Source organism: Nonomuraea muscovyensis, assembly GCF_014207745.1.
In the GTDB taxonomy this organism is placed as follows: Bacteria; Actinomycetota; Actinomycetes; order Streptosporangiales; family Streptosporangiaceae; genus Nonomuraea; species Nonomuraea muscovyensis.
On the sequence record NZ_JACHJB010000004.1, the window covers coordinates 696,954 to 710,663 of the forward strand.

9 protein-coding genes and 3 rRNA genes are annotated in these 13,710 nt (G+C 66.7%); 4 read left to right on the forward strand and 8 right to left on the reverse strand.

Annotated features, from left to right (window positions below):
* The first annotated feature begins 127 nt into the window (after positions 1–127).
* Together aroA and rsgA are read left to right on the forward strand one after the other, a co-directional pair.
* Complete coding sequence (gene aroA / locus FHU36_RS40995) at positions 128–1,477, forward strand: 3-phosphoshikimate 1-carboxyvinyltransferase (protein WP_185089478.1); 1,350 nt, start codon at positions 128–130, stop codon at positions 1,475–1,477.
* 52 nt (positions 1,478–1,529) lie between these two features.
* Entirely contained in the window at positions 1,530–2,564 is a 1,035-nt protein-coding gene (gene rsgA, locus FHU36_RS41000) for a ribosome small subunit-dependent GTPase A (RefSeq protein WP_185089745.1), read from the forward strand.
* Between the two features lie 327 nt (positions 2,565–2,891).
* Here the strand turns inward: rsgA and FHU36_RS41005 are convergent, their stop codons facing one another.
* Positions 2,892–3,338, reverse strand: coding sequence for a DUF4442 domain-containing protein (locus FHU36_RS41005; protein WP_185089479.1), 447 nt, complete (start codon positions 3,336–3,338; stop codon positions 2,892–2,894).
* A gap of 99 nt (positions 3,339–3,437) precedes the next feature.
* On the opposite strand from FHU36_RS41005, the gene hisN reads away from it, so the two are divergent.
* The gene (hisN, locus tag FHU36_RS41010) at positions 3,438–4,238 is read left to right on the forward strand and encodes a histidinol-phosphatase (RefSeq protein ID WP_185089480.1); all 801 of its coding nucleotides are present in this window, start codon (positions 3,438–3,440) and stop codon (positions 4,236–4,238) included.
* On the opposite strand, the gene FHU36_RS41015 is transcribed toward hisN, so the two are convergent.
* The 4 genes from FHU36_RS41015 to FHU36_RS41030 form a co-directional block, all read right to left on the reverse strand.
* Positions 4,210–5,004 carry a fructosamine kinase family protein gene (locus FHU36_RS41015; RefSeq protein ID WP_185089481.1) on the reverse strand — a complete coding sequence of 265 codons (795 nt, stop codon included), beginning with the start codon at positions 5,002–5,004 and terminating at the stop codon, positions 4,210–4,212. The genes hisN and FHU36_RS41015 overlap by 29 nt on opposite strands.
* Positions 4,991–5,464 (reverse strand): low molecular weight protein-tyrosine-phosphatase, encoded by a 474-nt coding sequence (locus tag FHU36_RS41020; RefSeq protein WP_185089482.1) that lies wholly within the window; start codon positions 5,462–5,464, stop codon positions 4,991–4,993. The genes FHU36_RS41015 and FHU36_RS41020 overlap by 14 nt, the downstream gene beginning before the upstream one ends.
* A 211-nt stretch (positions 5,465–5,675) precedes the next feature.
* Positions 5,676–6,842 carry a serine hydrolase gene (locus FHU36_RS45295; RefSeq protein ID WP_246503242.1) on the reverse strand — a complete coding sequence of 389 codons (1,167 nt, stop codon included), beginning with the start codon at positions 6,840–6,842 and terminating at the stop codon, positions 5,676–5,678.
* A 32-nt stretch (positions 6,843–6,874) separates the two neighbouring features.
* Positions 6,875–7,759 (reverse strand): phenylalanine 4-monooxygenase, encoded by an 885-nt coding sequence (locus FHU36_RS41030; protein WP_185089483.1) that lies wholly within the window; start codon positions 7,757–7,759, stop codon positions 6,875–6,877.
* Between the two features lie 126 nt (positions 7,760–7,885).
* Here FHU36_RS41030 and FHU36_RS41035 point away from each other — a divergent pair, with 126 nt between their 5' ends.
* Positions 7,886–8,338 carry an Lrp/AsnC family transcriptional regulator gene (locus tag FHU36_RS41035; protein WP_185089484.1) on the forward strand — a complete coding sequence of 151 codons (453 nt, stop codon included), beginning with the start codon at positions 7,886–7,888 and terminating at the stop codon, positions 8,336–8,338.
* A 66-nt stretch (positions 8,339–8,404) separates the two neighbouring features.
* On the opposite strand, the gene rrf is transcribed toward FHU36_RS41035, so the two are convergent.
* The 3 genes from rrf to FHU36_RS41050 all read right to left on the reverse strand — a co-directional run bounded on the left by rrf (position 8,405) and on the right by FHU36_RS41050 (position 13,590).
* A 5S ribosomal RNA gene (gene rrf, locus FHU36_RS41040) occupies positions 8,405–8,521 on the reverse strand.
* 71 nt (positions 8,522–8,592) lie between these two features.
* Positions 8,593–11,701, reverse strand: a 23S ribosomal RNA gene (locus FHU36_RS41045).
* Positions 11,702–12,068: 367 nt separating this feature from the next.
* Positions 12,069–13,590 (reverse strand): 16S ribosomal RNA (locus FHU36_RS41050).
* The 16S, 23S and 5S rRNA genes sit together here, the layout of an rRNA operon.
* Between the last annotated feature and the right edge of the window lie 120 nt (positions 13,591–13,710).

Consider the following 13,710-nt stretch of genomic DNA (forward strand, 5'->3'; position numbering starts at 1 on the left):
TGCCACGTACGGCTTTCGCTCGCATGTGCGAACGGCCGTAAACCCCCCGCGAGCGGCGCGAAGGCGCCCCGACCTTGCCGCGAGCGGCGCGAAACCGGCCGGGCCGGCGGGCAAGTAGGCTTTGACCATGCCCGCGACCGAGCCCACGCCCGCATCCGGACCCACGACCGCCGGCGCGCCCGCGCCCGCCGCCCACTGGCCCGCCCCGACGGCCAAGGGCCCCGTGTCCGCGTCCGTCACGCTGCCCGGCTCCAAGTCAGTCACCAACCGCGCCCTGGTGCTCGCGGCGCTCGCCGGCGGCCCGGGCACCGTACGACGGGCGTTGCGCAGCCGCGACGCCGACCTGATGGTGGCGGCGCTGCGGGCCCTCGGCGCGCGCCTGGAGCCGGCCGGCGAGACGGCCGCCTCCGTCGACTGGCAGGTGACCCCCGGCCCCATCAGGGGTGGCGCGAGCATCGACGCGGGCCTGGCGGGCACCGTCATGCGCTTCGTCCCCCCGGTGGCCGCGCTGGCCGACGGGCCGGTGTCGTTCGACGGCGACCCGCACGCCCGCAAGCGGCCCATGGGCCCCATCCTCGACGGGCTGCGCGCGCTCGGCGCCCGCGTCGACAACGACGCGCTGCCGTTCACCATTCACGGGCCGATCACGGGCGGCGAGGTCACCATCGACGCCTCGGGCTCGTCTCAGTTCGTCTCGGGGTTGCTGCTCGCAGCCGCGCGATTCGACAAGGGCGTCACGGTCCGCCACTCCGGGCCGCCCGTGCCGTCCCAGCCGCACATCGAGATGACCGTGCAGATGCTCAGGGCCGTCGGCGTCCGGGTCGATGACGGCGAGCCCGACGTGTGGCGGGTCGAGCCGGGCCCCATCGCCCCGCGCGACCTGACGGTCGAGCCCGACCTGTCCAACGCGGCGCCGTTCCTGGCGGCCGCCATGGTGACCGGCGGCACCGTCACCGTCCCGGGCTGGCCGCACCAGACCACCCAGCCGGGCGACGCGCTGCGCGACCTGCTCACCGGCATGGGCGCGACCGTGCGCCTGGACACCTCCGATCCCGCTTCCGGCTGCGGCGATCTGACCGTCTCCGGCACCGGCCGGATCGAGGGCATCGACGCCGACCTGCGCGAGGTCGGCGAGCTGACGCCGACGATCGCCGCCCTCGCCGCCCTGGCGGCCTCGCCCAGCCGCATCCGCGGCGTCGCCCACCTGCGCGGCCACGAGACCGACCGCCTCGCCGCCCTCGTCACCGAGATCAACCGGCTCGGGGGCGACGCCGAGGAGACCGACGACGGTCTCGTCGTCCGCCCGCGCCCGCTGCACGGCGGCCTGTTCCACAGCTACGACGACCACCGCATGGCCACGGCCGGAGCGGTGATCGGCCTGGCCGTCCCCGGCGTCGAGGTGGAGAACATCTCGACGACGGGTAAGACGCTGCCGGAGTTCACCGGCATGTGGGCCGCGATGCTGGGCACACGATGAGCCTGCCGGAGCGAGGGGTGCCGTGGCACCGCGGACACATGGGAGCAGACCGCTGAAGAAGCGGCAGTACGACGAGGAAGACGTACGGGTCCGGCCGGGCAAGGGCTCGCGGCCGCGGACCCGCATCCGTCCTGCCCACGAGGACGCGGTCGAGGGTTTCGTGGTCGCGGTCGACCGTGGCCGCTACACGACGCTGGTCCAGCCGGAGAAGGGCTCGGCCGCCAGGCGGCGGCAGGGCGCCCGGCTGGTCGTCGCGATGAAGGCCAGGGAGCTCGGCCGCAAGGGCGTCGTGGTGGGCGACCGGGTGGCGCTGGTCGGCGACGTCTCCGGCCGCCCCGACACGCTCGCCCGGGTGGTGCGCGTCGAACCGCGCACGTCGATGCTGCGGCGTTCGGCCGACGACACCGACGACACCGACGGCATCGAGCGCCCGGTCGTGGCCAACGCCGACCAGCTCGTCATCGTCACCGCCCTCGCCGACCCGCTGCCGCGGCCGCGCATGATCGACCGGATACTGGTGGCGGCGTTCGACGCCGAGATCGACCCGCTGCTCTGCCTCACCAAGCCCGACCTCGCGCCGCCCGACGAGCTGGTGGCCCTCTACGAGCCGCTGGGCGTGCCGCACGTCGTCGTGCACAGGGGCGGCGCGCTCGACGAGCTGCGCGACCACCTGCGCGGGCGCATCAGCGTGCTGGTGGGCCACTCGGGGGTCGGCAAGTCGACCCTGGTCAACGCCCTGGTCCCCGACGCCAATCGCGCCGTGTCGCAGGTCAACGCGGTGACCGGCCGGGGCCGCCACACCTCGACGTCGGCCGTCGCCCTGGAGCTGCCGGATGGCGGCTGGATCATCGACACGCCCGGCGTGCGCAGCTTCGGCCTCGCCCACGTGTCGGTCGAGACGGTGCTGGCCGGCTTCCCCGACCTGGTCGAGGGCACCGTGCCCTGCCCGAAGGGGTGCACCCACCTGAGCGACGGCTGCGCCCTGGACGCCTGGGTGACGGACGGCCACGCCGACCCGGCCCGCCTGGAGTCGCTGCGCCGCCTGCTGTCCAGCCGCGAAGGCGCCCCGGACGACCCGACCCCCTGACGACCGCCGCCCACGCACCGGCCGCACACCCCGTCCGGCACCCCACGAACGAGCCGCACACACCCGGCACTCTACGAACCGGCCGCACACCCCATCCGGCACCCCACGAACGAGCCGCACACACCGCCCGGCACTCTACGAACCGGCCGCACGCGCCGCCCGGCACCCACGAACCGCGCACCCTCCGGGACCCCGGTCCTCCGGGTCGCGGTCGCGAGGCAGGCGGACGCGCGGACAAGGCGCCCGACTGCCCGCCCGCCCGACCACGGGCACGGGGGCGGGGGCGGGCACGGGCACGGGCACGGGCACGGGTGCGGCGAAGAGGGCTCAGGTGCGGTTCGGGCGCAGGGTCCACGTCACGGTCAGCGAGCAGACCACGACCCCGTCGGCGTTGCTGATGTCCACCGCGACATCGAACTCCGGCCGCCTGCCCGCGTCCAGCTCCGCGATCACCTCGTCCCGCGAGACGAGCATGCGCCCCTCCGCGACGACCTCGCCCATGGCCAGCTTGCGGTAGTGGACGGTCGCCGTGGTGGCCAGCGGCACGGCCCGGGACAACTGGTCGCCGAGCGCCGAGAGCATGGCCGCCCCAGAGGCGGACTCGGCCAGCGTGAACAGCGCTCCGGCATGCGGCCCGGCCACGTGGTTGTGCAGGTCGGCCCGGTCGGGGAGCCGGCAGGCGGCCCGACCGTCCGCGGCGTGGTCGAAGGTGATGCCGAGAGTACGGGCGAAGGGCACGGTCTGGAGCAGCAGAGCCCCGGCGTCGAAGGACATCCCCCAATGCTACCGACCAGTAACCCAAGAGGGACCTACCAGAAAAGGCTCGGAGGCCTACTGATGCCCGGCGCGTCCGGCACGGTAGCGTGGCTGACCGTGCAGAGTTACAACGACGATCTGCGCCTCGCCCACGTCATGGCGGACACCGCCGACGACCTGACGATGCGGCGGTTCAAGGCGGTCGACCTCAAGGTCGAGACCAAGCCCGACCTGACGCCGGTCAGCGACGCCGACCGCGCCGTCGAGGAGGCGATCCGCAGTACGCTGCGCCGCGCCCGGCCGCGGGACGCGGTCGTCGGCGAGGAGTTCGGCAGCACCGGCGGCGGCGCCAGGTCGTGGATCATCGACCCCATCGACGGCACCAAGAACTACGTGCGCGGCGTGCCCGTCTGGGCGACGCTGATCGCGCTCATGGAGTACGGCAAGGTCGTCACCGGCGTGGTGTCGGCGCCGGCGCTGGGCCGGCGGTGGTGGGCGGCGACCGGGGGCGGCGCGTGGACCGGCAAGAGCCTGGCCAAGGCCACCCGCATGCAGGTGTCGTCCGTCACCAAGCTGAGCGACGCGTCGTTCTCCTACTCCAGCTTCGGCGGCTGGGAGGAGAGCGGCAGGCTCGACAACTTCCTCTCCCTCAGCCGTTCCTGCTGGCGCACCCGGGCCTACGGCGACTTCTGGTCGCACATGATGGTCGCCGAGGGGTCCGTGGACGTGTCAGCCGAGCCCGAACTGTCGCCGTGGGACATGGCGGCGCTGACCGTCATCGTCGAGGAGGCCGGCGGAGTCTGGACCGACCTCGCGGGCGTGCCCCGCCTGGAGGGCGGCAGCATGGTCTGCACCAACGGCGCCCTGCACGACGAGGTGCTCAAGCGGCTCAACACGCCGAAGACAGCACCCGACTGACCGCCCGCATCAGGCCGTCCCGGTACGACCCGCCGAACAGGACGACGTGCACGAGCAGCGGGTGCACCTGGTGCAGCGGCACCCGCTCCCGCCAGCCGTCCGCGAGCGGGCTCTCCTCCTGGTACACCGCCAGGATCCGATCCAGGTACGGCGCGCCGAACAGCGCCAGCATGGCCAGGTCCGTCTCCCGGTGGCCGCCGTGCGCCGCCGGGTCGACCAGCACACCGGTGCCGCCCGACCACAGCACGTTGCCGCTCCACAGGTCGCCGTGGATGCGCGCCGGTGGCTCCGGCGGTCCCGCCACCTCCGGAAGGCACTCGACGACCCGCTCGATCAGCCGCACGTCCTCGGCGGCCAGCCGTGCCCGCCGGGCGAAGGGCAGGACCCGGCGAGCGGCGTAGAACGACGGCCAGTCGTCCGCGGGCGCGTTGTCCATCGGCAGGTCGGCGATGAACCCCGGCCACGGCGCGCCGAAGCCGGGCGCCCCGGCGCGGTGCATCCGGGCCAGCTCACGACCGAACCGTTCGGCGGCGGCCGGAGTCGGCTGCTCGGCCGGCACCCATGCCAGCACGAGCCGGTCGTCGGCCACCTCGATCACCTCGGGGACCGTCGCCACCTCGCCCAGCCAGCGCAACCCGGCGGCCTCCGACCTGAAAACCTGCGAGGCGCCACCGCCCGCCTTGACGAAGACGTCACGCCCGTCGTCCAGCACCGCCCGCCGCAATCGATGGCCGTGCGACGAGCCGAGGTCCTCAGCGAATCTCATCGACGATGTGCTTGGCCACACCTTCGGCGGCGGCCTCGACCAGCTCCAGAACCTCGTCGAAGCCGTCCTGGCCGCCGTAGTACGGATCGGGCACCTCGGCCCTGTCGGGCGACGCCGGGTCGAAGGACCTGAACAACCGCACCTCGACGCCCTCGGGCGCCATCCCCTGCAGGAACGACAGGTTGTCGCGGTCCATCGCGAGCACCAGGTCGTAGCGGTCGAACCAGTCGTCGGTGAACTTCCTGGCCCGGTGGGCGGACCCGTCGTAGCCGCGGCCCACCAGGGTGCGCAGGGCCCGCTCGTCCATCGGCGCGCCCGCATGCCAGCCGCCGGTGCCCGCGCTCTCCACGATCACGTCGTGATCCAGCCCGTGGCGCTCCAGGACGTGCCGCAGCACGACCTCCGCCATCGGCGAGCGACAGATGTTCCCCATGCAGACCAGGCACACGCGATACGTCATATCCCCATGATGAGGGGCACCCGGCCGTGCCCTCTACGGGGGCGTCCCTGTGCGCGGATGAACACCCGGCACGGGTGGCCACATCTTCTCGGGAGTCCCCCTGCCCGCGGCCGCTCCCATCTTCGCGCGATACCGCGTACACGGACACCTCGCGAGTCGCCCTGCCGGAGGGCGGTCACACCCTCCGGTATGTGCACCTGCACGCGGCCGGTCAGATCTTCGTGCACGCCCGGAACGACTTCATGATCCGCGTGGTGACGCCCTCGACCGTCGCGATGCCCTGCCCCACCTCGGCACTCCCCTCCGTCAGCACGGCCACCGCGTAGTCGTGGCCACCCCCGCGGATGAGCCCCGCGCTGACCACGGCCCAGCGCTTGGTCGACACCCGCTTCAGCCAGCCGTTCTTCAGCGCCACCCGATCCCCTTCGCAGGCGGCGGCGCTGATGCCCCAGTCCTGCCCGCGCACGACCTCGCCCATCAGACTGAGGACCTTGTCACGGTCGGCGGCGGGCAGCGGGCTCCGGCCGGAGACCAGCGCTCCCATCAACCGCACCTGGTCCTCGGCCGAGGTCCTGGTGATGCCCCAGCAGTACAGATCCAGGCAGTCACCGGGCACGCCCTGGGTGTGCCGCAGCCCGTACCGCCTGCCCGCCTTGGTGAAGCCCTGGGCGCCGCCGATCCGCAGCCAGAGCCGGTCGGCGGCGTGGTTGTCGCTGTAGCGGATCATGAGATCGGCGTCGCGGCGCGCGGCCTTGGAGAGCTTGCGCCACGGCGTGTCGAGCAGGAGCGCCATGAGGATCTGGACCTTGGCGGTGCTGGCGGTGATGAGCCGCTCGCCCCGGTGGTACCGGTAGAGGCGGCCGGTGGTGAGGTCCTTCACCATGGCGGTGACCGGTCCGGGCCGCCCCGCCAGGTAGCCGGCGAGGCGGCGGTCGATCTTCTTCACAGGCACGGGGTCGGCAGCGGCCCGCTTCGCCCCCGCGCCCTCACCGGCGGTCCGCCCCGGCGCCACCACCTCGCCCCCGAGCCTCGGTGTCCTCACCGGCTCACCGGCAATCCGCCACGGGCCGACGCGCTCACCCGTAAGCCAGTGGGGCCCGACCAGCTCGCCCGCAAGCCTCTTCGCCGCTACAGGTCCGGCGGCGAGCCGCCCCTGCGTGTCCCGCCCGTGGACGAGGTCCCCACCCCGGGCGGCCAGGACCCGCACCCCCTCACCCGCCGGCTCCCCCGGCAGCGGGCTCCGCACATCCCCTACAGGCCCCTGCGCCCCATCGCCCCACCACGGCACCCACGCCGTCCGGGGCGTCGGCCAGATCGTCAGCGGCGGCAGGAGAAGGGCGAGCACCACGATCCCCCATGCCGCCCTCCCCGCAGCCATGCTGAATTATCACGACAAAGCGGTTATCCCCGCTAGGCGTCGGCCAGCAGTTTCGCGATGGACTCGTCGTCGCAGGTCTCCCAGAACCCGCCGACCACGTCCTCCAGGTGCTGGAGCGACTCCGCCCGGAACAACACATCCTGATACTTCGTGATGTCGTAGTCGGTGGTGCCCATGTCCCGGATATCGAGCGGCCTGATACTCATGCCACGGAACTCCTCGATCTCCCCGTACGAGGACAGGATCCCGGCCCCGTACGCCTTGAGCTCCGCTCCCTCCCGCATCACGCCGAACTCCAGCGTGAACCAGAAGATCTTCGACACGAACTCCAGCGCCTCCTCCGACTCCACCCGGCGCGCGGCTGCCCCGGCCAGGCGGTAGAGGGCGGCGTACCGGTCGTGTGCCAGCGCGTTGGCGTGCCCGATCACCTCGTGGATGACGTCCGGCTCGGGGGTGTAGAACGGGACAGAGTGGTGGCGGATGTACTGGGTGGAGTGGAAGTAACCATCGGCCAGGACCCCGTAGAAGTCGCGCAACGGCACCAGCCCTGCGGCCGGCAGATACCGGAACCCGGTGAGGGGCTCCAGCAGCCGGCTGACCTCCTCCAACTGCGGAATGCGCGTCTCCGGCAGCCCGAGGCGCTCAGCACCCACCAGATACTCGGCCGTGGCGAACTTGGCGTGCTTCACGGCCAGCTCCCTGGTCACCAGGGTCCAGATCTCGTGCTCCTGCTCGGTGTACTCCGCGGCCGGGATCGGCGTCCCCCGCCGATGGTTCACCGCCAGCCCAGCGATCGCGTTACGCCTGGCCCGGTAGACCGGGTCGGCGAACCCCGGATGGGACGCGGCCAGCTCCACCACGACCGAGCCGTCGTCGTGCGCCGCGATGGGCGCGAAGTACTGCGCTTCCTCGAACATGCCCCAAATGACAGCAATTCGCCCGCCACCTGGCAAGAGCGACCAATCCTCCTGCGCGATACGCTCGCTTTCGTACGGCAATGTCGGTCTTGACTGGTCGAATCGCACAGTCACCCGGAGGTGTGCATGGACGATCTGGACGCACGGTTGCTCGTGACCATGCGGGCTCATCCCCGCATCGGCCTCACGGAACTGGCCCGGCTGCTCGGCGTCGCCCGGGGCACGGTCCAGGCCCGCGTGGAGAAGCTGACGGCCCGCGGCGTGATCGAGGACTTCGGTCCGACGGTCTCACCGGCACGGGCCGGCTACCCGATCATGGCGTTCGTCTGGCTGCAGATCGCGCAGGGCCGGCTGGCCGAGGCCGTGCAGGCGCTGAACGGCGTCCCGCAGATCCTGGAGGTCCACGGTACGAGCGGACAGCACGACCTGCTCTGCCGGGTGGTGGCGAGGAGTACGGAGCACCTGCAGGAGATCATCGCCCATGTCCTCACGTCGCCGGCCATCCAGCGGACGGACACCACGATCGCCCTCTCGACCCAGATCCCGTACCGCATCGAGCCGCTCTTGACAGCGGACTGACGGCTGCCTTCCGGGCATACGAAAAAGGGGCCCCACCCGAAGGTGAGACCCCCTAATCAAAAAATTGTCCGGCGGTGACCTACTCTCCCACACCCTCCCGAGTGCAGTACCATCGGCGCTGAGAAGCTTAACTTCCGGGTTCGGAATGTAACCGGGTGTTTCCTTCCCGCCATAACCGCCGTAACCCCACGAGACCACACAAACACAACTGTTTGCTGTCTCAGAATTGCCTAGTGGACGCAAGCAAAAACCTTGTGGTCAAGTCCTCGGCCTATTAGTACCGGTCAGCTCCACACGTTACCGTGCTTCCACCTCCGGCCTATCAACCCGGTCGTCTACCGGGAGCCTTACCCACTCACGTGGTGGGAGACCTCATCTCAAGGCGAGCTTCCCGCTTAGATGCTTTCAGCGGTTATCCCTTCCGAACGTAGCCAACCAGCCGTGCACCTGGCGGTACAACTGGCACACCAGAGGTTCGTCCGTCCCGGTCCTCTCGTACTAGGGACAGCCCCTTTCAAGTCTCCTGCGCGCGCAGCGGATAGGGACCGAACTGTCTCGCGACGTTCTAAACCCAGCTCGCGTACCGCTTTAATGGGCGAACAGCCCAACCCTTGGGACCTACTCCAGCCCCAGGATGCGACGAGCCGACATCGAGGTGCCAAACCATCCCGTCGATATGGACTCTTGGGGAAGATCAGCCTGTTATCCCCGGGGTACCTTTTAGCCGTTGAGCGACACCGCTTCCACACGCCGATGCCGGATCACTAGTCCCAGCTTTCGCTCCTGCTCGACCCGTCAGTCTCACAGTCAAGCTCCCTTGTGCACTTACACTCAACACCTGATTACCAACCAGGCTGAGGGAACCTTTGGGCGCCTCCGTTACCCTTTAGGAGGCAACCGCCCCAGTTAAACTACCCACCAGACACTGTCCCCGATCCGGATCACGGACCAGAGTTAGACGTTCAAAACGACCAGAGTGGTATTTCACCAATGACTCCACCCGAACTAGCGTCCGAGCTTCCCAGTCTCCCACCTATCCTACACAAGACGCTCCAAACGCCAATGTCAAGCTGTAGTGAAGGTCCCGGGGTCTTTCCGTCCTGCTGCGCGTAACGAGCATCTTTACTCGTAATGCAATTTCGCCGGGTCTGCGGTTGAGACAGCGGGGAAGTCGTTACGCCATTCGTGCAGGTCGGAACTTACCCGACAAGGAATTTCGCTACCTTAGGATGGTTATAGTTACCACCGCCGTTTACCGGCGCTTAAGTTCTCACCTTCGCCAACCGAAGTCAGCTAAGCGGTCCCCTTAACGTTCCGGCACCGGGCAGGCGTCAGTCCGTATACATCGTCTTACGACTTCGCACGGACCTGTGTTTTTAGTAAACAGTCGCTTCCCCCTGGCCACTGCGACCCCCACCAGCTCCAAGCGCAAGGCCTATCACCAGCAGAGGTCCCCCTTCTCCCGAAGTTACGGGGGCAATTTGCCGAGTTCCTTAACCACAGTTCACCCGATCGCCTTAGTATTCTCTACCTGACCACCTGAGTCGGTTTAGGGTACGGGCCGCCACAACACTCGCTAGAGGCTTTTCTCGGCAGCATAGGATCATCCACTTCGCCACAATCGGCTCGGCATCACATCTCACCCACAAGTGTTGCGGATTTGCCTACAACACGGGCTACATGCTTACCCCAGGACAACCATCGCCTGGGCTGGACTACCTTCCTGCGTCACCCCATCGCTTACCTACTACCCGATCGGATCGAGCGTTCAGCCTCACCCACACTCCGAAGAGCGTTAGGGACTTAAGGACTCTTAGCATCACGAGGTTCAATATGGGCGCGTTGAAGCGGGTACGGGAATATCAACCCGTTGTCCATCGACTACGCCTGTCGGCCTCGCCTTAGGTCCCGACTTACCCTGGGCGGATTAGCCTGCCCCAGGAACCCTTGGTCATCCGGCGCGAGGGTTTCTCACCCTCGATTCGCTACTCATGCCTGCATTCTCACTCGCACACCCTCCACCACTCGATCACTCGGCGGCTTCACCGGATGCACGACGCTCCCCTACCCACCAACAGATCCAAAAACCTGTCAGTGCCACGACTTCGGCGGTGTACTTGAGCCCCGCTACATTGTCGGCGCGGAATCACTTGACCAGTGAGCTATTACGCACTCTTTCAAGGGTGGCTGCTTCTAAGCCAACCTCCTGGTTGTCTCTGCGACTCCACATCCTTTCCCACTTAGCACACGCTTAGGGGCCTTAGTCGGTGATCTGGGCTGTTTCCCTCTCGACTACGAAGCTTATCCCCCGCAGTCTCACTGCCACGCTCTCACTTACCGGCATTCGGAGTTTGGCTGACGTCAGTAACCTTGTCGGGCCCATCGGCCATCCAGTGCTCTACCTCCGGCAAGAAACACGCAACGCTGCACCTAAATGCATTTCGGGGAGAACCAGCTATCACGGAGTTTGATTGGCCTTTCACCCCTACACACAGGTCATCCCCCAGGTTTTCAACCCTGGTGGGTTCGGTCCTCCACCCAGTCTTACCTGAGCTTCAACCTGCCCATGCGTAGATCACTCCGCTTCGGGTCTACAGCATGCGACTCAAACGCCCTATTCAGACTCGCTTTCGCTACGGCTCCCCCACACGGGTTAACCTCGCCACACACCATAACTCGCAGGCTCATTCTTCAAAAGGCACGCAGTCACATCACAGCCGCTCCGAAGAACGACTACGCTCCTACGGCTTGTAGGCACACGGTTTCAGGTACTATTTCACGACCCCTCACCGGGGCACTTTTCACCTTTCCCTCACGGTACTCGTGCACTATCGGTCATCAGGGAGTATTTAGGCTTACCAGGTGGTCCTGGCAGATTCACACAGGATTCCTCGAGCCCCGTGCTACTCGGGAACACCCCAAAGAGTCCATCCGATTTCGTCTACCCGGCTCTCACGGTCTACGGCGCCCCTTCCCAGAGGCTTCAACTATCGAACAGATTTATCACTCTTCACAGTCCCGGCAGAGACTGAAAGGAGGTCCCACAACCCCGAACATGCAACGCCTGCCGGCTATCACACACGCCCGGTTTAGCCTCATCCGCTTTCGCTCACCACTACTCACGGAATCACTATTGTTTTCTCTTCCTACGGGTACTGAGATGTTTCACTTCCCCGCGTTACCACCAACCGCCCTATACATTCAGGCGGAGGCAACACCACATGACTGGTGCTAGGTTTCCCCATTCGGACATCCCCGGATCAACGTCTGGTTGGCGACTCCCCGAGGCTTAACGCAGCCTCCCACGTCCTTCATCGGCTCCTGATGCCAAGGCATCCACCGTGTGCCCTAAAAAACTTGGCCACAAAGATGCTCGCGTCCACTATGCAAATCTCAAACAACAACCAGCGACCAACCCACCCCACCACCAGCTGCACACCCCAACAGGATGCACACGGTATGACAGGAGGCCGGCCCTGACTGAGGACCAACAAACCACGAGCCCGCCGAAGCAGGCCCGTCGCATGTCCGTTCCCTCAGGACCCAACAGTGTGTTCAGACCCAGACCCAACCCCCGAAACCCCGTTCCCACTCCCCCGAAGGGGCGGTACTAGCGGCCCGGCAACCCGGTCCAGCTGACTAGCCAGTGCTCCACTAATGAGCTGCCGAGCGTGAGACGTTCGCTCACGACCTCGACGTGGACTCTCCGAAGAGAGTCTGTGCTCCTTAGAAAGGAGGTGATCCAGCCGCACCTTCCGGTACGGCTACCTTGTTACGACTTCGTCCCAATCGCCAGCCCCACCTTCGACCGCTCCCCCCAGCAAGCTGGTTGGGCCACGGGCTTCGGGTGTTGCCGACTTTCGTGACGTGACGGGCGGTGTGTACAAGGCCCGGGAACGTATTCACCGCAGCGTTGCTGATCTGCGATTACTAGCGACTCCGACTTCATGGGGTCGAGTTGCAGACCCCAATCCGAACTGAGACCGGCTTTTAGGGATTCGCTCCGCCTCACGGCTTAGCAGCCCTCTGTACCGGCCATTGTAGCATGTTTGCAGCCCAAGACATAAGGGGCATGATGACTTGACGTCATCCCCACCTTCCTCCGAGTTGACCCCGGCAGTCTCCCATGAGTCCCCGGCCGCCCGAAGGCGCCGCTGGCAACATGGAACAAGGGTTGCGCTCGTTGCGGGACTTAACCCAACATCTCACGACACGAGCTGACGACAGCCATGCACCACCTGTCACCCAGTCCGAAGAGGGCTCCATCTCTGAAGCTTTCCGGGTGATGTCAAACCTTGGTAAGGTTCTTCGCGTTGCGTCGAATTAAGCAACATGCTCCGCCGCTTGTGCGGGCCCCCGTCAATTCCTTTGAGTTTTAGCCTTGCGGCCGTACTCCCCAGGCGGGGCGCTTAATGCGTTAGCTCCGGCACGGAGATCGTGGAAGATCCCCACACCTAGCGCCCAACGTTTACAGCGTGGACTACCAGGGTATCTAATCCTGTTCGCTCCCCACGCTTTCGCTCCTCAGCGTCAGGTAAGGCCCAGCAAGCCGCCTTCGCCACCGGTGTTCCTCCTGATATCTGCGCATTTCACCGCTACACCAGGAATTCCACTTGCCCCTACCTACCTCTAGCCGGCCCGTATCCACCGCAGACCCGCAGTTAAGCTGCGGGCTTTCACGGCAGACGCGACCAGCCACCTACGAGCTCTTTACGCCCAATAATTCCGGACAACGCTTGCGCCCTACGTATTACCGCGGCTGCTGGCACGTAGTTAGCCGGCGCTTCTTCTGCAGGTACACGTCAACTTCGTCCCTGCTGAAAGAGGTTTACAACCCGAAGGCCGTCATCCCCCACGCGGCGTCGCTGCGTCAGGCTTTCGCCCATTGCGCAATATTCCCCACTGCTGCCTCCCGTAGGAGTCTGGGCCGTGTCTCAGTCCCAGTGTGGCCGGTCGCCCTCTCAGGCCGGCTACCCGTCGTCGCCTTGGTAGGCCACTACCCCACCAACAAGCTGATAGGCCGCGAGTCCATCCCCAACCGAAAAGACTTTCCACCAGCATCTCATGCGAGAGCCGGTCGTATCCGGTATTAGACCCAGTTTCCCGGGCTTATCCCAGAGTCAGGGGCAGGTTACTCACGTGTTACTCACCCGTTCGCCGCTCGAGTACCCCGAAGGGCCTTTCCGCTCGACTTGCATGTGTTAAGCACGCCGCCAGCGTTCGTCCTGAGCCAGGATCAAACTCTCCAAAAAAGGTCTGATCTAGCTATAAAAGGAATCCGTCACCGAAATGACGGGGTTGTGCATCATGCACTGGCTTTTAACACACTGTTGAGTTCTCAAGAAACGGACGCGTACTTCCTTACTCGAACC